Source organism: Rhizobium sp. BK619, from assembly GCF_014195245.1.
In the GTDB taxonomy this organism is placed as follows: domain Bacteria; phylum Pseudomonadota; class Alphaproteobacteria; order Rhizobiales; family Rhizobiaceae; genus Rhizobium; species Rhizobium acidisoli.
Window position 1 is genome coordinate 218826 of record NZ_JACIBH010000008.1, and the last position, 24194, is coordinate 243019.

Genomic DNA, 24194 nt, shown 5'->3' on the forward strand with positions numbered 1-24194 from the left:
TGTTGTCCTTCGCACATGGCCGTCGTCTTCGTGATTCACGGGTACGGCATTCAGTCTGGTCTGTGTGTCGACTATTGGACGTGAAGCTTGCGCCACACTGTTGGCAGGAATTTCGCTGGTCAGCCTGGCAACAGCTTACGCCGTGATGTTCGTAGCAGGCCCAATTCCGTGATAGGGCCCAACTCTGGACGGCGTCATGAAAAACGAAAAGATCTATGTAACGAAGCCCAGCCTGCCGCCGCTTGAAGAATTCATTCCTTCGCTGGAAGCGATCTGGAACAATCGCATCCTGACCAATGGCGGGCCATTCCACGAGCAACTGGAACAGGAACTCTGCAATCATCTCGGCGTGAAGCACATCAGCCTCTTTTCAAACGCCACCGTTGCGCTGCTGACGGCGCTTCAGGCGCTCCGCGTCACGGGCGAAGTCATCACCACGCCTTATTCCTTCGTGGCCACGTCACATTCGCTTCTCTGGAACGGCTTAAAGCCCGTCTTCGTCGATATCGACCCGGTGACACTCAATCTCGATCCAGCGAAGATCGAGGCGGCGATCACGCAGCAGACGACGGCGATCATGCCAGTGCATTGCTACGGCCACCCGTGTGACGTCGATGCGATCCAGAAGATCGCCGATCTCTACAATCTCAAGGTCATCTATGATGCCGCCCATGCCTTCGGCGTGGAAGACGAACGGGGAAGCGTTCTCAATCACGGCGACCTTTCCATCCTGAGCTTCCATGCGACGAAAGTTTTCAACACATTCGAAGGCGGAGCCATCATCTGCCCTGATATCAAGACGAAGACCCGCATCGACCAGCTGAAGAACTTCGGTTACGTCGATGAAGTGACCGTGGTGGCGCCAGGCACGAACGGCAAGATGAGCGAATTCAACGCGGCGCTCGGCCTGTTGCAGCTGAAATACATTAAGTTCGCACTCGAAAGGCGTGAGTTCATCGACCGTGCATACCGCGAGCGGCTTCGCGGCGTTGCGGGCATAGATTGCTTGAGCCGTTCCGGCGAGACCGTCTCCAACTTCTCTTACTTCCCGATCCTCATACGCCCTGAATATCCCATTTCACGCGATGGGCTCTATGAGTTGCTGAAGGAAAATAGCATTCATCCGCGCCGCTATTTCTATCCGCTCATTTCAAGCTTCTCGATGTACCGCAGCCTGCCTTCCTCGCAGCCCTCGAATCTGCCAGTCGCAACCGAAGCCGCACTACAAGTGCTCTGCCTTCCCATCTACCCGGACATGGAGCTGGAGATCGTCGACAAGGTCTGCGCTCTGATCGAGTCGGCTTACAAATAACAGTATTCCGACTGTCATTTCGCACCGCAGATCTAAAGTATCTGCGCTGGGAGATCGTCCGCCAATAGGCAGGGACTAAACACCTGGTCGCGTCATTTGTCAGCATGGTGCGCCGCGCTGCCCTTGGCGGAATTCCCTAGCGCGAAAACTGAATGATCTCGCCGTTATACTGGGTGCGCGTGGTCTCGCGAAAACCGAGTTTGGCTGCGACCCTCAACGAGGCCTGGTTCTCCGGGCTGATGATGCAGCTCATCGGTTTTCCGGGGAAATGCGCTTGTCCCCAGCCGATCAGCGCGATCAGCGCCTCGGTGGCATAACCGCGGCCGTGTACCGAAGGCATCAGCGCCCAGCCGAGTTCCATCGTCCCCTCGATCGAGGGTTCCATCTCGCGGCGGGATTCCATGAAGCCGGCTTCGCCGATGAACCGGCCGCTCGCCTTTTCCTCGATCGCCAGAAAGCCGAAGCCCATATGATGCCACATGCCGGCAATCCGCAGCAGGCGGCTCCAGCTCTGCTCGCGTGTCGAGGGGATGCCGCTGATGAAGCGAACGACATGTTCGTCCGCCCAGAGTGCCGCATGCGCCTCGAAATCGTCGAGGCGATGCGGGCGGAGCGTCAGCCGCTCGGTTTCGAGGGTTGGAATATCTGTCATATCGGATCCTTCAAGCGCCGGGTTCGCCGTCCCAATAGTCGAGATCGCTTTCCGGCCTGCCGATATGGCGGAAGCGCAGAGGTTCGGAACCTTCCTCGTTTGTTTTGGCCCTGTTTGTCTTGGCGAGAAACTTTCCGGAATCCGGATATTCGACGATCTCGGTCTTCGCCATTGTCGAAATGCCGAGATAGACGAGCGGAGCCGTGCCGGTATTGATGATCTGGTGCGCCGTTTCCGGGCCGCCGGCTGGTGCGCCTAGCGCGTCGCCTGCCTTGATCGCATGGCGCTCGTCGCCGAAGCGGTATTCGCCGGTGCCCGAAATCACGTAGAATAGCTCGTCTTCGACATGGTGGTTGTGGAAGGGGCAGCCCGATTTGCCCGGCGGCACCTCGTTGTAGCTGATGCCGAGGCCGGTCAGGCCGAGAAGCGTGCCGAACGACGTGTCGACGCTTTCATAGAGCGCGCCCTGTTTCCAGTGTTCGAGCTTGAGATCGGCGATATTGATCACCGCCTTCGATTCCCTAGCCATGATGTCCTCCTGTTGCAGGAAGAGAAGCCATCATTGCCTGGAAAAATTCAATGGTTTTCTGGAAATTCCCCGTCATGGCAGAGAAAAGGCATGGCAGAGAAACGCATGGGCGGAGAGGAGACCGCCGCCCATGCTTTGAGCGCCGCGCACCGAAGGGCCGCGATGCGCTGAAGCGTCAGCGGACGTAGAAGGTCAGGCTTCCGTCGGCTGCCTGTTCGGCATTAGCGATGTTGCGGACGTCGACGCCCTCGTTGTTGAGCCGATGGGCAAGCGACCTGTTGGCATCGATCGAGGCCTGGATGGCGTGAACGGCCTGGCCGGAACGTTCCGGTGCCGAGCGCGGCCCGGTGTTCTCGTCGTCGAGGTTGCGCCAGTTATGGACCTGCTCGACGTTGAAATCATTGCCGTGGAAGGTCCGGAGTGTCTGCTCGATGCCCTGAGCGGTGTTCATTCCCAGGCTTTCGGCCCGGCTGACGCCGGCAAATGCGAGGGAGGAGAGGGCGGCAGCGATGCTGATGGTGACAACGCGGTTCATGATTGTATCCTTTCATCTGCTTTGACGGTCGACTGTCGTTGCAGGGGATCGTCTGTCACGACATGGAATTGGCGCTCTCCTCCTAGCGATTCAATAGGCTAAGCCACTGAAAACGCATTAAGAATTGTTCATGAAATTCGCCTTCGAATTGCCGTTTTCCAGGCATGCGGGAAAACCGCTTCGAGAGGCGTGCCGAGCAGTGCAGGCGCGGCTATCCCCTTGCGGATATTTCTTCTTCGGCGTTGCGGCATCGGGCGAAAGTGCTTGCCATTCTGGTGAAGGCATGTTTTGACCGCGGGCTGCCGAGTGGAAAACGCCCCACAAAACGAAGGTGAACCATGCCGAGAGAGACCGCTCCCCATATTTTGATCGTTGAGGCCCGCTTCTACGACGACATGGCCGACGCCCTGCTCGAAGGCGCGACCTTCGCGTTGGAACAGGCCGGCGCCACCTTCGAGGTCGTCACCGTTCCCGGCGCACTGGAAATTCCGGCGGCGATTGCCATGTCGCTCGATGGAGACGACAATGGCGGAACGCATTATGATGGCTATGTCGCGCTCGGCATGGTCATCCGCGGCGAGACCTATCACTTCGATATCGTGTCGAACGAATCCTCGCGCGCTTTGATGGATCTTGCGGTCAGCGAGTCCCTTGCCATCGGCAACGGCATTCTGACCGTCGAGAACGATGAACAGGCATGGGCGCGCGCGCGCCGCTCGGACAAGGACAAGGGCGGATTTGCCGCTCGCGCAGCTCTGACGATGATCGAGCTGAAGCAGAAACTGGGTGCATAACGAATGAACGACGACAAGACGGAACGGCCGGTCAAGACTGCAAACCAGCGGGGCGCTGCCCGTCTTGCTGCCGTTCAGGCACTGTATCAGATGGATGTCGGCGGCACCGGCGTTCTGGAAATCGTCGCCGAATACGAGGCGCACCGTCTCGGTCAAGAACTCGACGGCGCGACCTATCTGAAGGCCGATGCCGGCTGGTTCCGTTCCATCGTCTCAGGCGTCGTGCGCGATCAGACCCGTCTCGATCCGCTGATTGCCGCAGCCCTGCAGGATGACTGGGCCTTGTCGCGCCTCGACAGTACCGTGCGCGCCATCCTGCGCGCCGGCGTCTTCGAGATCACCGACCGCAAGGACGTCCCGGTGGCGGTCATCGTCACCGAATATGTCGAGATCGCCCAGGCATTCTTCGATGACGACGAGCCGAAGCTCGTCAATGCGGTGCTCGACCGCATTGCAAAGCAGGTTCGCGGCGAGACGAAGAAGTAAGTCTTTAGCCGCCAAACAATCTCCCTAAGTCTTTCTTCGCACTGCAACGGTTTTCGCTCGTTGCGGTCTTGACGCCACGTGATCGACCACGCAATCTCCGCACCGCTTAGCTGTGGCATTTCTGTGGAGAGGAAGGCGAGTCGGCGGCATATCTGCCGGAGAAGGAGTGATCTCCGGCCTATGGGAGGAAAGAGCGAAATGACGATTCTTTTATGCGTAATCGCATGCGGTCTGCTCTCGGTGGTCTATGCCGCCTGGGCAACCCGGTCGGTGCTTGCCGCCGATCAGGGCAACAGCCGCATGCAGGAGATCGCGGGTTATATCCGCGAAGGCGCTCAGGCCTATCTGACCCGCCAGTACAGAACCATTGCCCTTGTCGGCGTCGTTGTTTTCATCGCAGCCTGGCTGCTTCTTTCCGCCACGGCCGCCATCGGCTTCCTGATCGGCGCCGTGCTTTCCGGGGCTGCCGGCTTCATCGGCATGCATGTCTCCGTCCGCGCCAATGTGCGCACCGCCCAGGCGGCTTCCACCAGCCTCTCCGCCGGCCTCGACATCGCCTTCAAGTCGGGCGCGATCACCGGCATGCTGGTGGCGGGCCTCGCACTGCTCGGCGTCTCCATTTACTATACTATTTTGACCTTCGGCCTCGGCCATGAGAGCGGCTCGCGCGAAGTCATCGATGCGCTGGTGGCGCTCGGCTTCGGTGCTTCGCTGATTTCCATCTTCGCCCGTCTCGGCGGCGGCATCTTCACCAAGGGCGCCGATGTCGGCGGCGACCTCGTCGGCAAGGTGGAAGCCGGCATTCCGGAGGACGATCCGCGCAACCCGGCAACGATTGCCGATAACGTCGGCGACAATGTCGGCGATTGCGCCGGCATGGCCGCCGACCTTTTCGAGACCTATGCGGTTTCCGTCGTCGCCACCATGGTGCTCGCCGCAATCTTCTTTGCCGGCGCGCCGATCCTCCAGTCGGCGATGATCTATCCGCTGGCAATCTGCGGCGCCTGCATCATCACCTCGATCATCGGCACCTTCTTCGTCAAGCTCGGCTCGAACGGCTCGATCATGGGCGCGCTCTACAAGGGGCTCATCGTCACCGGCCTGCTGTCGATCGTCGGTCTCGGCGCTGCCACCTCGCTGACGGTCGGCTGGGGCTCGCTCGGCACGGTCGCCGGCGCCGACGTCACCGGCACGAACCTGTTCGTCTGCGGCCTTGTCGGCCTCGTCGTCACCGCGCTGATCGTCGTCATCACCGAATACTACACCGGCACCGGCAAGCGTCCGGTCGTGTCGATCGCCCAGTCGTCGGTGACCGGTCACGGCACCAACGTCATCCAGGGCCTGGCGGTCTCGCTGGAATCGACCGCCCTGCCGGCGATCGTCATCGTCGGCGGCATTCTTGCCACCTACCAGCTCGGCGGCCTTTTCGGCACCGGCATCGCGGTCACCGCCATGCTCGGCCTTGCCGGCATGATCGTCGCCCTCGACGCCTTCGGTCCGGTCACCGACAATGCCGGCGGCATCGCCGAAATGGCGCATCTGCCGCCTGAGGTGCGCAAATCGACCGACGCGCTCGACGCCGTCGGCAATACCACCAAGGCGGTGACCAAGGGTTACGCGATCGGCTCGGCCGGTCTCGGCGCGCTGGTGCTCTTTGCCGCCTACGCCAACGACCTGCGGTATTTCGCAGCGCATGGCGATCAGTATCCCTATTTCGCCAATATCGGCGAAATCTCGTTCGAATTGTCGAACCCCTATGTCGTCGCCGGGCTGCTGTTCGGCGGCCTGATCCCCTATCTCTTCGGCGGCATCGCCATGACCGCCGTCGGCCGCGCCGCCGGCTCGATCGTCGAAGAGGTGCGCCGTCAGTTCAAGGAAAAGCCCGGCATCATGCAGGGCACCGAGAAGCCGGACTACGGCAAGGCAGTCGACCTTCTGACCAAGGCCGCCATCCGCGAGATGCTTGTGCCGTCGCTGCTGCCGGTGCTGGCGCCGATCGTCGTCTATTTCGGCGTGCTGCTCATCTCCGGCTCCAAGGCCTCGGCCTTCGCCGCTCTCGGCGCATCGCTGCTCGGCGTCATCATCAACGGCCTCTTCGTTGCCATCTCGATGACATCGGGCGGCGGCGCCTGGGACAATGCCAAGAAGAGCTTCGAGGACGGCTTCGTCGACAAGGACGGCGTGCGTCACATGAAGGGCTCGGATGCGCACAAGGCGTCGGTCACCGGCGATACCGTCGGCGATCCCTACAAGGACACGGCCGGCCCCGCCGTCAACCCGGCGATCAAGATCACCAACATTGTAGCGCTGTTGCTGCTCGCGGTTCTCGCCGGTTGATAACTCCAGGCATCATGGTTCGCGTGGTGCCATACCCCGACCATTAAAAAACCCGCCGGAAGGCGGGTTTTTCGTTGAAAATCTGTTCGATCAGCGCAGGCTGCTCGGATTCTGCGGCGTGCCGCCGGCGCCGCCGCCGAACAGGCTGCGGGCAGCACTCGCGGCGCTGCCGCCGGAAAGCATCTGCTGCAGGAAGGTGAGTTCCTTGCCGCCGGTCGGCGTGACGCGTCCGATGGTGTCGAACACCTTGCCGTCCTGCAGCGTATAGTTGGCGCGGCGGCTGACGACGCTGTCCTTGTCGAAATAGATCGCCAGCACGCTCTGGTCGACGACCTTCAGCTTCTGGAACGCCACCGCGCGCGTGCGCCGCTGTGAGATGTAATAGAAGACTTCGCCGTCGAAGGTCGCGGTCGTCGACGGGGTGCCGAGCGAAAGCAGCACCTGCTCGCGGCTCGAGCCCTCCGGAACGAGGTTCAGCGACTGCTGGTCGGCGACATATCCGCCATTGAGCACGGTGCCAGTCTGGCAACCGGAAAGAACGGATGTGGAGGCGATTATAAGGGCAATGGCCGCACTGCTGAAGAGTTTCACGTCAGACTTGAAATACCGTTTCTTCAACGACATCTACTCCCTAAAGTATCGATAGCAGCCATTTGGGCCTTGCACGCTTTACCTCCTGCAAAACCATTGTGGCCATTCCGGGTCGACTATCCCGAATTCGCTTCGCTGACGCATCGAGGGCGTCGTCCCGAAACTGGCCACGATCGGCATTGCAATTCGCGCCTGCTTCGGTAAACCAGCTTTCGAAATCATGCAACAAGGCCAGAGGCCGGCCGGCGTGAAGAATGAGGCATTTCCGGAAAAAACAATGATCTTCGGGCTGTTCCGCAAGAAAAACAACAATCAGGCAATCGTCGACAGGCAATATGCGGTGCTGACGGCGGCCGCGCGCATGCCGGAGATTTATGAGCGGCTCAATGTGCCGGATACGGTCATGGGCCGTTTCGAGATGCTGTCGATCGCCATGATTCTGTTTTTTCGCCGCACGCGCAGCTCCGCCACCAGCGGACAGGAGATCGCCCAGGAGATCGTCGACGCCTTCTTCCAGGATATCGACTATTCGATCCGCGAACTCGGCATCGGCGACAATAGCGTGCCGAAGCGCATGAAGAAGCTCGCCGGCATGTTTTACGGCCGGCTCGAAGCCTATTCGAAGGCGATGGACACCGGCGATACCGAAGCGCTCGCTCTCGCCCTCACGCGCAATATCTATCCGGAAAGCCCGGTGCCGGCCGATATGTCCGGTCTGGCCCACTGGATGATGGCTGCGGAAGCGCATTTGTCGGCGCTTGCCGAAGAGGAGATCGCCACCGGTTCGGCGACGCTGCCGCCGGTCGCCCACTCACCGGTCGCCCGCCCACCTGTCGCTTGAGGAGGAAATCATGAAAAACGATCGGGACGATGTTCCCTTCTCCTATCACGTCAAGGTCGGCCATATCTCGGCCAACCCCGTCGAGGTTCATGTCGAGGCCGACGCAAACGAGTTGAAGGCGCTTGCCGAGAGCTGGAATGTCGTCTCCGTCGACGATCTCAGCGCCGATCTGCAGATTGCCCGCTGGAAGCGTGACGGCGTGCGCATCAAGGGCCGCGTGAAGGCGAAGATCGTCCAATCCTGCGTGGTGACGCTGGAGCCTGTCGAATCCGCCATCGACGAGAGCTTCGAGCAGATCTTCGTGCCGGAGGGTTCCAAGCTTGCCCGCCAGGCCGGCAATGATGCCGGCGAGATGTTGCTCGATCCCGACGGTCCCGATCTGCCCGAGACCTTTGTCGGCGATACGATCGATGCCGGCGAGGTGGTTGCCGAATTCGCCGCGCTGGCGATCGATCCCTATCCGCGCAAGGGGGGCATCGAATTCGCTGGCCATATCGAAGATAGCGGCGAGGACGACAAAAAGCCTTCGGCTTTCGCGGCCCTCAAGGATTGGAAAAAGGACTGAAGCGCCTCTGGCATTTGACATAATTCAGTTGTAAGCGACGCCAAAACCGGTATTTTGGCCGAAATTTCGCCCTCGGCGGAAAGAAGGATCAGGGACGCGTGATCAGAATATCTCTCGACCTCATGGGTGGCGACTTTGGTCCCCAGGTTGTCATCCCCGGCGCCGCCAAGGCGCTCGACCGGCATCCGGATATTTCCTTCGTTTTCTACGGTCTCAAGGAACAGTGCGATCCGGTTCTCGCCAAGTTTCCGAAACTCAAGGAAAAATCGGTCTTTCACGACTGCGAGCTTGCCGTCAGCATGAGTGAGAAGCCGAGCCAGGCGCTGCGCCGCGGCCGTTATATCTCCACCATGTGGCGCTCGATCGAGGCGGTGAAGACGGGGGAGGCCGATGTCGCGGTCTCAGCCGGCAATACCGGCGCGCTGATGGCAATGGCGAAGTTCTGTCTGCGCACCATGGCCAATATCGAGCGCCCGGCGATCGCCGCGATCTGGCCGACGCTGAAAGGTGAGAGCATCGTGCTCGACGTCGGTGCGACGATCGGCGCCGATGCGCAGCAGCTGATGGATTTTGCCCTGATGGGCGGCGCCATGGCGCGGGCGCTCTTCGAGGTCGAACGGCCGACAGTCGGCCTGCTGAATGTTGGTGTCGAAGAGATGAAAGGCCAGGAAGAGGTCAAGGAGGCCGGCCGGCTGTTGCGCGAGGCGAACATCGATTCGCTCGAATATTCCGGCTTCGTCGAGGGCAACGACCTTGGCAAGGGCACGGTCGACGTCGTCGTCACCGAAGGGTTCTCCGGCAATATCGCGCTGAAGACCGCCGAAGGCACCGCCAAGCAGATCGGCGAATATCTGCGTGCCGCCATGTCGCGCACGCTGCTCGCCCGCATCGGCTACCTCTTCGCCAAAAGCGCCTTCGACATGCTTCGCGAGAAGCTCGATCCAAGCAAGGTCAATGGCGGCGTGTTTCTCGGCCTGAACGGCATCGTCATCAAGAGCCATGGCGGAGCGAATGCCGAAGGCATCGCCGCAGCCATCGAAGTCGGTTACGACATGGCCAAGAACGGCCTCAATCAGAAAATAGAAAACGATCTTAAGAAATATCATGCCAAGCGGCTGCCCCCGATGGGCCCGGAAGCTGCATGAGCAATGGGGTTCAATCGAATATGATCCGTTCAGTGGTTCGCGGGTTTGGAGCCGCACTTCCGAAGCGCGTGATGACCAATGGTGACATGGAAGCGATCGTCGACACGTCTGACGAGTGGATCGTCCAGCGCACCGGCATCCGCCAGCGTTATATCGCCGGCGATGACGAGACGACGGCCTCGCTCGGCGAGGCCGCCGCGCGTGCTGCCCTTGCCAATGGCGGCCTGACGCCAGCCGATATCGATCTGATCATCTGCGCCACCTCGACGCCTGACAACACCTTTCCGGCAACCTCGGTCAACATCCAGAACCGCCTCGGCATGAGCCACGGCTTCGCCTTCGACGTCCAGGCCGTCTGCACCGGTTTCGTCTATGCGGTCACGACGGCGGATGCCTATATCCGCGGCGGCCTTGCCAAGCGCGTTCTCGTCATCGGCGCTGAAACCTTTTCGCGCATTCTCGACTGGAACGACCGCACCACCTGCGTGCTGTTCGGCGACGGCGCCGGTGCGATCGTGCTCGAAGCGACCGAAGGCGAGGGCACCGTTGCCGATCGCGGCGTATTGACGGCGCATCTGCGCTCCGACGGCTCGCATAAGGAAAAGCTTTATGTCGATGGCGGGCCGTCGACGACGGGCACCGTCGGCAAGCTGCGCATGGAAGGCCGCGAGGTCTTCAAATACGCCGTCGGCATGATCACCGATGTCATTCAGGCTGCCTTCGATTCAACCGGGACCACCGCCGAGGATCTCGACTGGCTGGTGCCGCATCAGGCCAATCGGCGCATTATCGACGGTTCGGCCAAGAAGCTGAACATCGATGCGGCGAAGGTCGTGATCACCGTCGATCTGCACGGCAATACCTCGGCGGCCTCGATCCCGCTCGCCCTTGCGACCGCTGCCGGCGACGGCCGCATCAAGAAGGGCGACCTGGTGATGCTCGAAGCGATGGGCGGCGGCTTCACCTGGGGCGCCGTTCTGCTGCGCTGGTAGGCACGAATCCAAAAAAACTGGCGGCGAACAAGAGCTTGACCGTAAGGCGCAAGACAAATACTCTTTGCGCGATTTCACAAAATATTTGAAATGGGCGGGGAAACCATGACCGGAAAAACAGTGACGCGAGCAGACCTGGCGGAATCGGTTTTCCGCAAGGTCGGGCTTTCCCGGACCGAATCTGCGGAACTTGTGGAAACCGTCATCGACGAAGTTTGCAACGCCATCGTGCGCGGTGAAACCGTCAAGCTGTCCTCGTTCGCGACCTTCCAGGTGCGCGACAAGAACGAGCGGATCGGCCGCAACCCGAAGACCGGTGAAGAGGTTCCGATTTCTCCCCGCCGGGTCATGACTTTCAAGGCGTCGAACGTGCTGAAGACGCGCATCCTCAAGGCGCATGTCGCCCGCAAGGTCAAGCTAAAGCCGCAGAATCCGGCCTCCTGATCATCGGCTTCCCGTTTCGAAACGGCGTTTTTTTCCCTTCGCACCGTCCTGCGTTGTGCGCAACGTCGAGACATGACTTGAATTGTCGGCGCCAAACCGTTGAAATATGATGAGTCGCCGTAAGATCGAGCCGCGAGGTCGCGTAGCAGTATGACGTTGGACAAGAGCCCCGATGCCTTTCGCACCATCAGCGAAGTCGCAGACGATCTTGATCTGCCGCAGCATGTGCTGCGCTTCTGGGAAACGCGTTTTCCGCAGATAAAGCCGATGAAGCGCGGCGGCGGCCGTCGCTATTACCGGCCCGAGGATGTGGATCTGCTCAAGGGCATCCGGCATTTGCTCTATGATCACGGCTATACGATCAAGGGCGTGCAGAAGCTTCTGAAAACCAACGGCAACAAGTTCGTGATATCGGTCGGCCACGGCGATCTCGCCAGCGTCGAGGCGCTTGCCTCGGGCGTGCAGGAGGCGACCGCCGGGGAACCGCGCGTCGGCATGGCCGACGAAGACCAGATTGTCGGCCGCGCCAAGCCGCCGATTACCCGCCGCTTCTTCAACTTTGTGGCTGGCGAGGACGAGCAGGAAGTCTCGATCGGCAAGTCGAGCGTTGGCAAGGAAGACAGGGCGCTGCTGCAGGAGGCGCTCTACGACCTGCTGGAATGCAAGCGTCTGCTCGATCAGGTGCGCTGATCAGAACTCTTTATTTTTACATGTCGGCCAGAATCGCTGCACGCTTCCGGCCGACTTGCCTCAAGCTTCGGTAAGCCGCTTCATCGCCTGTTCGAGTTCGCTGAGTTGGAAGGGTTTTTGCAGCACCGGCAATGTGCTCGGGCTGCTGCCGGCAGGGGCGGCGCCGTATCCGGTGGCATAGACATAGGGTTTGCCGCGTTCGTCGAGCAGTTTTGCGACCGGCAGCGAGCTCTGCCCCGCAAGCGAGACGTCGAGAATTGCAGCGTCGAATTCCGTATCCCTTGCGGCTGCCAGCGCCCGTTCGAGATCGGGCGCGCTGGCGCAAACCCGGTAGCCGAGATCGGCGAGCATGTCCTCGAGCAGCATGGCAATCAGCGCATCGTCTTCGACGATGAATATGTCTTTCATGTTCGCGTCCACCCATTTCCTCTTGCCGGGCATGCGGATTTATGTGGACTCCTGGCATGTCTCGTCAAGACGTCGTGCCCGGCAGTGCGAGAAACAGCATATTGCCGGGTGAAATTCCATGTGTAAAAGCTGGGATGCCGCCTGCGCAACGGCGACTGCATAATTCCTTCAATCGGAATCGATTTTGGGATAAAACTCTGCAGCAATTCAAAGTGTTACGGCGCTCTCTGCGCGTCTGATAAGGCGCGGCGCCGTAAGGAGGGGTCTGGAATGGATTTGCTGAGTGCCACGGATTGGCTGCGTCACAGGCCTGGTTATACATATCCGCTGGCCGTTGCCTTCGTTGGCCTGACATTTCTTCTGCGGCTTGCCGCCAGCGACTATCTCTCCGGCTTTCCCTTTCTGAGCTTTCTCCCGGCGATATTGCTGGCGAGTTTCATCGGCGGCGCGGGGCCGGGCCTTGTCGCAGCGATACTCGCCGCTTTCATCGTCCAGCAGTTTTTCGTCGAGCCGCACAATATCTTCTGGCCGGTCAGCGCCGGCCAATGGGTTGGGCTGTCGACCTATCTCATCAATGCGGTGATCATCATCGGGCTGATGGAGATGATCATCATCGCGCATCGCCGGCAGAGCCGCCTCCGCAACGAGCTCAACGGTTTCAACACGCGCCTCGAACAGACGGTGGTCCAGCGCACCGCCGAACTCAGGCACGAGATGGAAGAGAATGCCGCCGCGCAGGCGCAGGTCCGCCAGCTGCAGAAGATGGAGACGATCGGTCAGCTCACCGGCGGCGTCGCCCATGATTTCAACAATATGCTGGCGATCATCATCGGCAACCTCGATCTTGCCCAGCGACGGATGACCGGGCATGAGGATCCCCGCGTGCTGAACTCCATCCAGAATGCCAAAGACGGCGCCCAGCGTGCCGCGGTCCTGACCGCGCGTCTGCTCGCTTTCTCGCGCCAGCAGCCGCTCGCCCCTGAGGTCATCGATCTCAATAAGCTGGTCGGCGGCATGTCCGAGCTGTTGCGGCGTACACTCGGCGAGCAGATCCGGATCGAGACTGTGCTTGCCGGCGGCCTTTGGCCGAGTTTTGCCGATTTGAGCCAGCTCGAGAACGCTATTCTGAATCTTGCCGTCAACGCCCGCGACGCCATGCCCGGCGGCGGACATCTGACCATCGAGACCGCCAATACCGAACTCGACGAGCGCTATTCCCGCATGCATTCGGAGGTCGATGCCGGCCAATATGTGATGGTCAGCATGACCGACACCGGCACCGGCATGTCGCCTGACGTGATCGAGCGTGCTTTCGACCCGTTCTACACCACCAAGGGACCCGGCAAGGGCACCGGTCTCGGCCTCAGCCAGGTTTACGGCTACATCAAGCAGAGCGGCGGCCACATCAAGATCTATTCGGAGATCGACAGGGGCACGACGGTGAAGATCTATTTACCCCGGCATGTCGGCGCGATGGACGCCAGGTTGAATGCTGCCGGCGCCCAGCCTATTCCCCAAGGCAGCGTCAACGATACGATCCTGGTGGTGGAAGATGATGAGAACGTCCGCATCATGACCGCCGAAAGCCTGCATGAACTCGGTTACACCGTGTTGCAGGCGGCAAGCGGCATGGAGGCGCTTCTGCTTCTGGAAGAAAATCGGGAGGTTGATCTGATCTTCACCGATATCGTCATGCCGCAAATGAGCGGACGCCAGCTTGCCGATATCGTCCAGGAAAAATGGCCGGCGATCCGCATCCTCTACACCACGGGTTATACCCGCAACGCCATCGTCCATAACGGGGTGCTCGATCATGGCGTCTCCCTGCTTGCCAAGCCCTTCAGCCTGGAGCAGCTCGCCCATAAGATCCGCGAACTTCTGAATGTGCCGGCGAAAATGGAAAATGAGAGGACGTGAAGCCGCTATGCGGCCGCACGTCCACTGTGTTCTATCGCCTTATTCGATGACCTGGATCACGCGGTGCGTCTTCGGCTCAACGATAACGCGCCGCTCATTGACGACGGTATAGCCATAGCCGTCCATATTCGGCACGGTGTGCACTTCGACGGTATCGGGCAGCGTCGCGCCGACGGCGATATCGCCGTCATAGACGACGGACGGCGTATTTTGCTCCATGACATAGGTGCGAACTTCGCCCGGCAACACGACGGAGCCGGTCGGTGCGGGATCGGTGACGATGACGGTGCTCTGCGCGAAGGCGGCGGAGCTGATGGTCAGCATGGCGGCCGCAGCCAGCATGATCTTGCGCATGGGATGTTCTCCTTTTTAACCTTGGACATCGAGGCAACGCTGGTCATGCGGCATAGTTCCGCGCCGGCTTTTCATCGTGGCGCAAGACACGATGAGCGCAGTTGCGGTGTTGCTAAATCAATTTATGCACCATACGGTTGAGCTGTCCGAATCACGGTCAGTGCGGGTTCGTCCAGCGGCATCGGGGGCGGGCCGTTTACGCTTCGTTAACCATGTTGGCGATTTATACCCTGTGAACGGCCGCGTGGTCGTTGATTCGAAGGTCCGTCGCGTTTCGGTTTGCGAATGGATATCTGGAAAGACGATTGCGGCGGCTCGAAACATGCGTTTGCGGATGACGATATCGCTGGTGGCAGTGGCGGGCATGATGGCCGGCTGCACGTCGACAGGCGGTGTCCACCAGCCCTCCGGGCCGGAGACCGTGGCGCCTGAAAAGGCGCTGGTTCTGCCGCCGCCGGGTGGCCCGTCGATCGTCAGCGTCGTCGAGCGCAAGCGTGGCAACGGCGTCGAGCAGACGGTTTCCTTGTTTACCTCATCCTCCGTGCCCGGCCAGAACTTCCTGAAGGTCCAATTTTTCGGTGCGTCCGGGGCCAACCCCGGCACCGGCAATGCCGGCTTCAGCATGATCAATGAAAGCGGCATTGCCCGCGAAGTGGCGCGCTCCGCCCCCGGCGTGCCCATGGCAACGTCGGCGACCTTTCTGCAGAACAGCTATGGCCCCTTTGGTTACGCCTCCGGCCGCAGCCGTGGCGGCGACACCTGCATCTATGCCTGGCAGCAGATCCGCTCGAGCGTCAACGCCAACACCCAGGCGCGCAATTTCGGCATGATCCAGCTGCGCCTGCGTCTCTGCGATGCGAACGCCAGCGAACGCCAACTGCTCGGCATCGTCTATGGCTACACCATATCGGGCAACTTCGACGGGGTGATCTGGAATCCGTACGGCAATCCGCCGCCGGCCGATGCCGCGCTCGGCCGCACCGGCGCGCCGATCTATCCTGACCAGGGCGGTTATCGCGCCAGCCCGATGGCAATCGGCTACGAGCCGGCGCCTGCCTTAATCAGCCGGCCGCGGGCGGTTCTGCCCCGCAACGCTTCGACCCCGGCACCGGGCGCCGCACCGATGCCCGCGCCCATCGGTCCGCGCGTGCCGCTGCCCGGCGAGGCGCCGCAGGCGAGGGTGATGCCGGACGCGGCAGCCGCGCCGCCCGAACAGCCGGTCGAACAATCCGCAAGGGCGATCGGCGTCACCGTGCCTTCGCCAGACTGCATAGGCGACGCGGCCATGACGGCCGCCTGCCGGAGATAGAGCATGATGCCGAAAAGTGTGAGCGGTTTTCGGACGACATCATGCCTGTTCTAGGGAGCATGCCCGGAGCGCCGATGGTGTCCGGTTGAGCAATTTCGAAGGAACGTCGATGCGCAAAGCCCGCAGTGTGTTCATATGGGCCGTTGTTTCGCTCTGCTTGATCGTGCTGATCACGCTGCCGGTCAACTTGCAGACCCAGCTCATCACCAGCATCACGGTGGTAACGGTGATGGCGCTGATCAAGGTCTTCAAGGGCGAGGGGACGTGGCGCCTGGTGGCGCTCGCCTTCGGCACCTCGATCGTGCTGCGCTATGTCTACTGGCGCACCACCAACACCCTGCCGCCTGTGAACCAGCCTGAGAATTTCATTCCCGGCCTGCTGCTCTATCTCGCCGAAATGTACAGCGTCGCGATGCTGGCGCTCAGCCTGTTCATCGTCGCCACACCGCTGCCGCCGCGCCCCTCGCGCGCCGCCAATCCCGGCCGTTTGCCGCATGTCGATGTCTTCGTGCCGTCCTATAACGAGGATGCTGGGCTTCTCGGCAACACGCTGGCGGCCGCCAAGGCCATGGATTATCCGGCCGAGAAGCTGCATGTCTGGCTGCTCGACGATGGCGGCACCCTGCAGAAGCGCAATTCCGGCAAGCTGCTCGAAGCCCAGGCGGCCGCCGCCCGCCATATCGAGCTGAAGAAGCTCTGCGAGGACCTCGACGTCAGCTATCTCACGCGCGACCGAAACGAGCACGCCAAGGCCGGCAATCTCAACAACGGCATGAAACACTCGACCGGCGAACTCATCGCCGTCTTCGATGCCGACCACGCGCCGGCCCGCGATTTCCTGCTCGAGACCGTCGGCTACTTCGAAGACGACCCGAAGCTTTTCCTCGTCCAGACCCCGCACTTCTTCATCAATCCCGATCCGCTGGAGCGCAACCTGCGTACCTTCGACAAGATGCCGAGCGAGAACGAAATGTTCTACGGCATTATCCAGCGCGGCCTCGATAAATGGAACGCCGCCTTCTTCTGCGGTTCGGCCGCCGTCCTGAGCCGCAGGGCGCTCGACTCCCAGAACGGCTTTTCCGGCATCAGCATCACCGAGGATTGCGAGACGGCCTTAGCGCTCCACGGCAGCGGCTGGAACAGCATCTATGTCGACAAGCCGCTGATCGCCGGCCTGCAGCCCGCCACCTTCGCAAGCTTCATCGGCCAGCGCAGCCGCTGGGCGCAGGGCATGATGCAGATCCTGCGCTTCCGTTTCCCGCTGGTGAAACGCGGCCTGTCGATCCCGCAGCGCCTCTGCTACATGTCTTCCACTCTGTTCTGGCTCTTCCCGTTCCCGCGCACGATCTTCCTGTTTGCGCCGCTCTTCTACCTGTTCTTCGACCTGGAAATCTTCACCGCCTCCGGCGGCGAGTTCCTTGCCTATACGCTTGCCTATATGCTGGTGAACCTGATGATGCAGAACTACCTCTATGGGTCGTTCCGCTGGCCATGGATTTCCGAGCTCTACGAATATGTCCAGACCGTGCATCTGCTGCCGGCGGTCATCTCCGTCATGCTCAATCCGAGGAAGCCGACCTTCAAGGTCACCGCCAAGGACGAATCGATCGCCGTCAGCCGCCTGTCCGAGATCAGCCGTCCGTTCTTCGTGATCTTTGCGGTGCAGATCATCGCGCTCGTCATCACCATCTACAGGATCTATGCCGAGCCCTATAAGGCCGACGTCACCCTCGTCGTCGGCGGCTGGAACCTCATCAACCTGATCATGGCCGGCTGCGCGCTCGGTGTCGTGTCCGAGCGCGGCGAGCGCGCCTTGTCCCGCCGCGTCCGCGTCAACCGGCGCTGCGAATTCGGCGCCAACGGCAAGTGGTATACCGCTTCGATCGAGGACGTCTCCGTCCATGGCGCCAGACTCCACATCTTCAACAAGCAACTCGACGAGATGCTGGTCGGTGCCGTCGGTGAAATCCGCTTCCGGCCCTATAGCGGCGCGGAACTGGAAACCCTGCCGCTGATCGTCCGCAATATCGAGCCGTCGGGCGACATCAGCAATGTCGGCTGCCAGTACGTGCCGAAAAGCGCGCTCGACCACCGCCTGATCGCTGACCTGATGTTTGCCAATTCCGGCCAGTGGACCGAGTTCCAGGCCTCGCGCCGCCGCAATCCGGGCCTGATCCGCGGCACCATCTGGTTCCTCGGCCTGTCGTTCTACCAGACGAGCCGCGGCCTCGTTTATTTCTTCCGCAGCATGCGGCCGGAGCGCGAAGCCCAGCAGCAGGCGGCCAAGGTCAACGCCGGATGAGAAGCATCGTCGCCGCCTCGCTTTTCCTGCTGAATGCCTCCGCCTTCGCCCAGGCGCAGACGGCACCCTTCGACATGTCCGGCGAGCGGCCGCCCGGCGCCGCCGTTGCCCCGAGACAGACACCGCCGGCCCCGCCGGCAGCGACCCCGCCGGTAGCAACCGCGCCGGTTCCCGTCACACCCCCGGTTACCGTATTGCCGGCACCGGCATCCCAGGCGACACCTGCTCCTGCTCCTGCTCCTGCTCCTGCTCCTGCACCTGCTCCGGTTCCCCCCCCAATCGCCGTTCAGCCGGCGCTGCAGCCGGCCGCGGCGGCAAATACGGCGCCGGTTCAGCGCCCCGGCAGTGTCCGTCGCTATGTCGTGCCCTTTTCGAAGCTCGGTCTCAGCGGTGAATATGACCGGCGGTCATGGTCCGTCTACCTGACGCAGGAACAGGCGGCGGCCAAGGCGAGCTTCACTTTCGCCTACCAGAATTCGATCGTCGTCGCGCCTGAGGCCTCGGCGCTGACCGTCTATCTCAACAATCGCCCGATCGGCCAGCAGCGCGTCGGCTCGCCGGACGGCCCGTCGGCCGTCACCTTCGCGGTTCCGCCAGGTCTGCTGCAGCCGGGCGCCAATGTCGTCACCTTCGAAGCCGCTCAGCGCCACCGCACCGATTGCAGCATCCAGTCGACCTATGAATTGTGGTCGAATATCGATCCGGCCGGAACCTATCTGAGCTTTGCCGGCAGCGATGCCGCAGAGCCGGCGAGCGCCGATGCGATCCGCGCCATCGGCGTCGACGGCGCCGGCAAGACCGAGTTCGACATCGTCGTCCCGGCGCTGGAGCAGCCGGGCACCACCAAGCCGCTGCTGCGGCTGGCGCAGGGCCTCTCGGTGCTGAGCAGCATGCCGAACCAGATCTTTGCCTTCAGCACCGCTTCGCTTCCAGCCGGCGGGCCTGGCAAGCTCAGCGTGCTCGTCGGCACCGCGGCGGAACTGCGGCCGCTCTTTCCCGGCCTGCCGCCCGGCGCCGAAAGTGCGGCACTCGCCGCTTTCGTCACCGATCCCCGCAGCGGCTCACCGGTGCTTCTGATCAGCGGCCCGTCCTGGCCGGCGGTCTCCTCGGCGATCGATACCCTCGTCTCGCCGACCGACAGATCCGCAGATATCCGCCGCGACGTGCTGACCACCGAACGCTGGAGCGCGCCGAACGCGCCGCTGGTCTTTTCCGATACGAACATCGCTTTGTCTCAGCTCGGCGTGAAGACCACCGAATTTTCCGGCCGGCGGTTGCGGACCAGCTTCAACATCGCCGTGCCGGCGGATTTTTATGCCAACGCCTATGGCGAGGCGAAGGTGCTGCTCGACGCTGCCTATACCGACAATGTGCTGCCCGGCAGCCATATCGATATCTACGTCAACGACAATATCGCCTCCACTGTGCCGATCACCACGACAACAGGCGGCATTCTGCGCCATCTGCCAATCCGTGTGACGATGCGGCACGTCAAGCCCGGCCTGAATACAGTGTCGATCGAGGCGATCCTGATGACCAAGGACGATGCGGCTTGCGCGCCTGGCGCCACCGCCGGCGCCAGTCCCCGCTTTGCCCTGTTCGATACCTCAGAGCTGCACATGCCGGATTTCGCCCGCGTCGGTCAGCGGCCGAATCTCGCCGCCATGGCCGGCACCGCCTATCCCTATGGCCGGGCCACCGAACCGATGCCGCTGTTCATCGACCGCGTCGACGCCGATACGCTTTCGGCCGCCGCCACCCTGCTTGGCCAGATGGCGGTCATGGCCGGACATCCGATCCCTGTGGAAACCGTGGCCTCGCCGAATACGATCGGCGATCGTGACGCCATCTTCATCGGTTCGATCTCGCAGATGCCGGCAACCGCGCTGTCGCAGACCAATATCGCAACGGCGAGCCAGGCCTCGTGGCGTCCGGTGACGGATGCGCAGACGGGCGTCGTCGACACCGGCACGGCCTTCGAGGAATGGAATTCCAAGGTCAGCGGTGGTGTCTTGCGCACCCGGATGATCGCATTCCGCGAGTGGCTGTGGCGCAATTTCGATATTTCCCGCAGTTCGCTGCAATTCGTGCCCGGCGCCGAGGAGATCTTTACGCCGCCCAACACCGCCTCGCTTATGGTGGCCCAGGGCTCCAGCCCGGAGGGAGCGGGCTCCTGGACCGTGGTGGCGGCGCCATCGGCGAAGGATCTGCGCGAAGGCGTCGAAGTTCTGACGTCGCAGCTGAACTGGCCGCAGTTGTCGGGCCACATCACCACCTATTCCAGCAAGACCGGCAAGATCGAGGCGTTGCCCGTCACCCGTTTCGATTTCGTGCCGTCGACGCCCTGGTCGATTGCCAACTATCGCCTGATCGCCGCCAACTGGCTGTCGACGAATATCCTCTCTTATGCGTCGCTGCTGGTCGTCTTCGTGCTGCTGATCGGCGTCACCACCTCGACGATGCTCAAGAAGCTGGGCCGGTCGAAATGAGGCGGTGGCGTGCACTCCTGCTGGCGGCGTCTGTCGCGCTTGCACCGAGCCTGCCGGCCACCGCGCAGCAGGCGATGATCAATGCCGACGCGTGGTCGGCCTACAAGGCGAAGTTTCTCGATCCGAGCGGCCGCATCGTCGACAATGGCAACGGCAACATCAGCCACAGCGAAGGGCAGGGCTATGGCCTGCTGCTCGCTTACCTCTCGGCAAGCCCGGCCGATTTCGAGCAGATCTGGTATTTTACCCGCACCGAGCTGCTGCTGCGCGACGATGGCCTGGCTGTTTGGAAATGGGATCCGAACGTCAAGCCGCACGTGGCCGACACCAACAATGCCACGGACGGCGACATGCTGATCGCCTATGCGCTGGCGCTGGCCGGCACGGCATGGAAACGGGAAGACTATATCCTTGCCGCCTCCCGCATGGCGCAGGCGCTGCTTGCCGAAACCGTCGGCAGCTCGCAGGGCCGCACCTTGCTGATGCCTGGAACCAAAGGCTTTACCGGCGGCGACCGGGACGACGGTCCCGTCGTCAACCCGTCCTACTGGGTTTATGAAGCGATCCCGGTGATGGCAGCGCTTGCTCCGTCGGATGCCTGGAAAAAACTGTCGGACGACGGCGTGGAGCTGTTGAAGACGATGCAATTCGGTCCGCGCAAGCTTCCTGCCGAATGGGTGAGCCTGCACGACAAGCCGCGGCCGGCAGAGGGGTTCGACGCCGAATTCGGCTATAACGCCATCCGCATCCCGCTCTATCTCGCCCGCGGCGGCATTACCGACAAGGCACTGCTCACCCGCCTGCAAAAGGGGATGTCGCAAGACGGCGTTCCCGCCACCATCGATCTGACCACCGGCCGGCCGAAGACCGTGCTGTCGGACCCCGGTTATCGAATTGTTAACGATGTTATGGCCTGTGTTGTCGATGGGACCAGGCTGCCGAGTTCGGCGCTGCAGTTTGCCCCCGCGCTCTATTATCCGTCCACCCTTCAACTGCTGGGGCTGGCCTATATCGGGGAGAAGCATCCGGAGTGTCTGTGAAGTCTTCTCTCGTGGCGGTTTCAGCGGCAGTGGTGGTAGCAAGCCTTGTCACCGGGCTGAAGGACCGTGCCGCTTTGCAGGAAAGGTTCGGCCTTGCCGGCAAGCCGGCGCCGGAGCTGATGATGATGGGCCGTATCAAGCCGAACGAGGCTGCCGGCAATTCCGAATTCAATGCGCAGCTCGTCGCCGACAAGATCGAGGCGATTACGTCCCCGCCGCCATCGGCATCGGATACTTCAGATCCGAATGCCGTCGCGCAGCAGCCTGTACCGCCGCAATCAGCCGCGCCGCAATCTGCGACCCCATCTGCGCCGCAACCTACGCCCCAAACTATGCCTCAGCCGGCGGCTTCTCCGGCCCCGGTCACGCCTGCCATCGTGTCCGAGCCCCCGGCGCCGCAGCAGGCCGTGGCTCCAACACAGCCTGCCGTCGATGAAAGCGCGCTTCGTTATTTCGCCAGCCGCGGCGACAAGGTGCGCCTGCAGGCCGAGATCTCCCGCCTTCAGGCGCTCTACCCGAATTGGGTTCCGCCGGCCGATCCGCTCGCCGTGCCGCAAAACGGCGACAAACAGCTCGAGGCCATGTGGCAGCTTTATTCCGATGGCCGGTATGCCGAGCTGCGCAAGGCGCTCGCCGACCGTCAGGCAGCCGATGCCGGATGGCAGCCGCCGGCCGATCTGCTCGACCGGCTCGCCGTCGCCGAGGACCGCGCCCGCCTCATCAACGCTTCCGACCTCAAACAATATGCGACGGTGGTCGATATCGCCGCCACAACGCCGAGCCTGCTCACCTGCAGCGAGGTCGACGTCCTCTGGCGTGTCGCCGAAGCCTTCATCCAGACGAAGAGGCAGCAGCGCGGCCAGGACGCCTACAGCTATATTCTGAAGAATTGCCCCAATCCGGCCGAGCGGCAGGCGACGGTCGAAAAGGCCTCGACACTGCTTGCCTACCAGCCGATGCAGGCGCTGCTGGCGCTGGAGAAACCCACTGCCGACGGCAGCAAGGAATTCGACGCGATCCGCGACAATCTCGCCCGGCGCTTCATGGCCGAAGGCAACGAGGATCTGAAGCTCGCCATCGCGCCCGAATATGTCGCCCGCGTGGAAAAACTCGCAGGCACCGAGGGGCTTGCCTCGGATGCGCTGCTGCTCGGCTGGTACCAGCTTCGCCGCAACAACGATGCCGAGGCGGAGAAGTGGTTCCGCGCCGCCCGCGCCAAGGAGGATACGGCCGCCGCTTCGCAGGGGCTGGCGCTGGCGCTGATTGCCCGCAAGGCGCCTCAGGAAGCCGAGGACGTGATGTTCCGCTGGCGTGCCGACTCCGACGATGCAAGCGCCACCTATCTCGCCGCGACCGCCAATCTGATGGCGCTGCAGCCGCCGGCCGATCTCGCCGAAGACGTGCTGCATCGCATCGCCGCCGAGGTTATCGCCCGGAAATATGTGCCGACGGCGCAGCAATTCGGCTGGTATGCCCGCTCGCTCAACCAGTTCCAGACCGCCGCGCGCTGGTTTGAGACCGCGCTCGTCTGGAAAGCCGATGACGAGCCGTCGGCCTATGGCCTTGTCGTCACCCGTGAGCAGCTGAGTGACCGCAAGGGTGTGCTCGACCTGCAGCGCGCCTGGGCCGGCCGTTCGGCCCGGATCACCAATCTCGAAGACACTTCCTCGCTGATGCCGAATGGGGGCGCCCTGCCGCCGGAGAAGGGCACGCTAACCCCACAGCAGCCGGTTCAGCCGACGCCGCCGGCGCAACGCCCTGCCACGGCGGCCGAGCCGCTTCCGGCCGAACGCCGCACCCCGCTGCAGCCCGAGCCCGATGTGGCGGTTCGCCCGGCAAGGCCGGCGATGCAGACGGTGACCGTTGCGCGCGGTTCGCGCCAGACCCGCGGCTGCTCAACGACCATCGATGCGGGACAGCTCAGCCCCACCAATGCGCTGTCGCGCGGCTGGTGCCTGATGGATATCAACCGGCCGATGGAAGCGATCTCGGCCTTCGAGGCGGCACTGCAGAGCCCGGTCCGCAAAGACCGTGAAGATGCAGCCTACGGCCAGAGCCTTGCCTATTTGCGCGCCGGCCTTTCCAGCAACGCCGCCGTTGCCGCCACCAAGGCGCCGCAGAACCGCCAGCGCGCCGCCGAGCTGCAGGTGGCGATCCTCGCCGACCGCGCGCTTTCGGCATTCGATGCCGGGCGTTATCGCGAGACCCTGATCTATCTCGATCAGCGCGCCCAGCTGCAGCAGGAACGCATCGACCTGATGGTTCTGCGCGGCTACTGCTACCTCAATCTCAAAATGTATGGCGACGCGACCCGTATCTTCGAAGCCGCTGCCGCGACCGGCAGCCGCGACGCTGCCCGCGGTCTGGCCGACGTTCGCAACGTCACCCATCCCGACGTCAACGACTAGCGTTGACGTTGACGCCGGCGCCGCTCTCCGCTACTCGCCTGTGCAGGGGTCGCC

22 protein-coding genes are annotated in these 24194 nt (G+C 62.2%); 16 read left to right on the top strand and 6 right to left on the bottom strand.

The features are described from left to right. Window positions 1-196: 196 nt before the first annotated feature. The gene (locus FHX14_RS17070; protein WP_184377875.1) at window positions 197-1312 is read left to right on the top strand and encodes a DegT/DnrJ/EryC1/StrS family aminotransferase; all 1116 of its coding nucleotides are present in this window, start codon (window positions 197-199) and stop codon (window positions 1310-1312) included. Between the two features lie 136 nt (window positions 1313-1448). Here FHX14_RS17070 and FHX14_RS17075 read toward each other — a convergent pair whose 3' ends face one another. The 3 genes from FHX14_RS17075 to FHX14_RS17085 form a co-directional block, all read right to left on the bottom strand. Continuing rightward, window positions 1449-1964, bottom strand: coding sequence for a GNAT family N-acetyltransferase (locus tag FHX14_RS17075; protein WP_184377876.1), 516 nt, complete (start codon window positions 1962-1964; stop codon window positions 1449-1451). 10 nt (window positions 1965-1974) lie between these two features. Then, on the bottom strand, window positions 1975-2493 hold the full coding sequence (locus tag FHX14_RS17080) for a cupin domain-containing protein (RefSeq protein ID WP_184377877.1): 519 nt from the start codon (window positions 2491-2493) through the stop codon (window positions 1975-1977). 175 nt (window positions 2494-2668) lie between these two features. Next, the gene (locus FHX14_RS17085; protein WP_184377878.1) at window positions 2669-3028 is read right to left on the bottom strand and encodes a hypothetical protein; all 360 of its coding nucleotides are present in this window, start codon (window positions 3026-3028) and stop codon (window positions 2669-2671) included. A gap of 338 nt (window positions 3029-3366) precedes the next feature. Here FHX14_RS17085 and ribH point away from each other — a divergent pair, with 338 nt between their 5' ends. The 3 genes from ribH to FHX14_RS17100 all read left to right on the top strand — a co-directional run bounded on the left by ribH (window position 3367) and on the right by FHX14_RS17100 (window position 6645). Then, window positions 3367-3822, top strand: a complete 456-nt coding sequence (gene ribH, locus FHX14_RS17090) for a 6,7-dimethyl-8-ribityllumazine synthase (RefSeq protein ID WP_003574043.1) — start codon at window positions 3367-3369, stop codon at window positions 3820-3822. Between the two features lie 3 nt (window positions 3823-3825). Beyond that, window positions 3826-4308, top strand: a complete 483-nt coding sequence (gene nusB / locus FHX14_RS17095; RefSeq protein ID WP_003587419.1) for a transcription antitermination factor NusB — start codon at window positions 3826-3828, stop codon at window positions 4306-4308. A 198-nt stretch (window positions 4309-4506) separates the two neighbouring features. Beyond that, on the top strand, window positions 4507-6645 hold the full coding sequence (locus FHX14_RS17100; RefSeq protein WP_003587418.1) for a sodium-translocating pyrophosphatase: 2139 nt from the start codon (window positions 4507-4509) through the stop codon (window positions 6643-6645). Window positions 6646-6735: 90 nt separating this feature from the next. On the opposite strand, the gene FHX14_RS17105 is transcribed toward FHX14_RS17100, so the two are convergent. Beyond that, window positions 6736-7269 carry an outer membrane protein assembly factor BamE gene (locus FHX14_RS17105; protein WP_003587417.1) on the bottom strand — a complete coding sequence of 178 codons (534 nt, stop codon included), beginning with the start codon at window positions 7267-7269 and terminating at the stop codon, window positions 6736-6738. Between the two features lie 187 nt (window positions 7270-7456). Here FHX14_RS17105 and FHX14_RS17110 point away from each other — a divergent pair, with 187 nt between their 5' ends. The 6 genes from FHX14_RS17110 to FHX14_RS17135 all read left to right on the top strand — a co-directional run bounded on the left by FHX14_RS17110 (window position 7457) and on the right by FHX14_RS17135 (window position 11913). Further along, on the top strand, window positions 7457-8077 hold the full coding sequence (locus tag FHX14_RS17110) for a ubiquinol-cytochrome C chaperone family protein (RefSeq protein ID WP_082366241.1): 621 nt from the start codon (window positions 7457-7459) through the stop codon (window positions 8075-8077). Window positions 8078-8087: 10 nt separating this feature from the next. Then, on the top strand, window positions 8088-8642 hold the full coding sequence (locus tag FHX14_RS17115) for a DUF177 domain-containing protein (RefSeq protein ID WP_054181838.1): 555 nt from the start codon (window positions 8088-8090) through the stop codon (window positions 8640-8642). Window positions 8643-8740: 98 nt separating this feature from the next. Then, complete coding sequence (gene plsX, locus FHX14_RS17120) at window positions 8741-9787, top strand: phosphate acyltransferase PlsX (RefSeq protein ID WP_012557284.1); 1047 nt, start codon at window positions 8741-8743, stop codon at window positions 9785-9787. A gap of 20 nt (window positions 9788-9807) precedes the next feature. Continuing rightward, complete coding sequence (locus FHX14_RS17125) at window positions 9808-10779, top strand: beta-ketoacyl-ACP synthase III (protein WP_184377927.1); 972 nt, start codon at window positions 9808-9810, stop codon at window positions 10777-10779. Window positions 10780-10884: 105 nt separating this feature from the next. Beyond that, window positions 10885-11223: an integration host factor subunit alpha gene (locus FHX14_RS17130; protein ID WP_003578475.1), complete on the top strand. Its 339-nt coding sequence runs from the start codon at window positions 10885-10887 to the stop codon at window positions 11221-11223. Between the two features lie 150 nt (window positions 11224-11373). Further along, window positions 11374-11913, top strand: a complete 540-nt coding sequence (locus FHX14_RS17135) for a MerR family transcriptional regulator (RefSeq protein ID WP_097627109.1) — start codon at window positions 11374-11376, stop codon at window positions 11911-11913. A gap of 60 nt (window positions 11914-11973) precedes the next feature. Here the strand turns inward: FHX14_RS17135 and FHX14_RS17140 are convergent, their stop codons facing one another. Further along, window positions 11974-12321 carry a response regulator gene (locus tag FHX14_RS17140; RefSeq protein ID WP_041671384.1) on the bottom strand — a complete coding sequence of 116 codons (348 nt, stop codon included), beginning with the start codon at window positions 12319-12321 and terminating at the stop codon, window positions 11974-11976. Between the two features lie 270 nt (window positions 12322-12591). On the opposite strand from FHX14_RS17140, the gene FHX14_RS17145 reads away from it, so the two are divergent. Continuing rightward, on the top strand, window positions 12592-14238 hold the full coding sequence (locus tag FHX14_RS17145; protein WP_012557287.1) for an ATP-binding protein: 1647 nt from the start codon (window positions 12592-12594) through the stop codon (window positions 14236-14238). A 39-nt stretch (window positions 14239-14277) separates the two neighbouring features. Here FHX14_RS17145 and FHX14_RS17150 read toward each other — a convergent pair whose 3' ends face one another. Beyond that, complete coding sequence (locus FHX14_RS17150) at window positions 14278-14592, bottom strand: DUF1236 domain-containing protein (protein ID WP_003587407.1); 315 nt, start codon at window positions 14590-14592, stop codon at window positions 14278-14280. A 322-nt stretch (window positions 14593-14914) separates the two neighbouring features. On the opposite strand from FHX14_RS17150, the gene bcsN reads away from it, so the two are divergent. From bcsN to FHX14_RS17175, 5 genes are all read left to right on the top strand, one after another. Next, window positions 14915-15901, top strand: a complete 987-nt coding sequence (gene bcsN, locus FHX14_RS17155; protein WP_012557288.1) for a cellulose biosynthesis protein BcsN — start codon at window positions 14915-14917, stop codon at window positions 15899-15901. Window positions 15902-16010: 109 nt separating this feature from the next. Next, window positions 16011-18203, top strand: a complete 2193-nt coding sequence (gene bcsA / locus FHX14_RS17160; protein WP_184377879.1) for a UDP-forming cellulose synthase catalytic subunit — start codon at window positions 16011-16013, stop codon at window positions 18201-18203. After that, window positions 18200-20692, top strand: coding sequence for a cellulose biosynthesis cyclic di-GMP-binding regulatory protein BcsB (locus tag FHX14_RS17165; protein ID WP_184377880.1), 2493 nt, complete (start codon window positions 18200-18202; stop codon window positions 20690-20692). The genes bcsA and FHX14_RS17165 overlap by 4 nt, the downstream gene beginning before the upstream one ends. Then, on the top strand, window positions 20689-21732 hold the full coding sequence (locus FHX14_RS17170; RefSeq protein WP_184377881.1) for a glycosyl hydrolase family 8: 1044 nt from the start codon (window positions 20689-20691) through the stop codon (window positions 21730-21732). Before FHX14_RS17165 ends, FHX14_RS17170 begins: the two co-directional genes overlap by 4 nt. Continuing rightward, a complete protein-coding gene (locus tag FHX14_RS17175; protein WP_184377882.1) occupies window positions 21729-24140 on the top strand; it encodes a cellulose synthase in 2412 nt (803 codons plus the stop codon). Before FHX14_RS17170 ends, FHX14_RS17175 begins: the two co-directional genes overlap by 4 nt. Window positions 24141-24194: the final 54 nt, after the last annotated feature.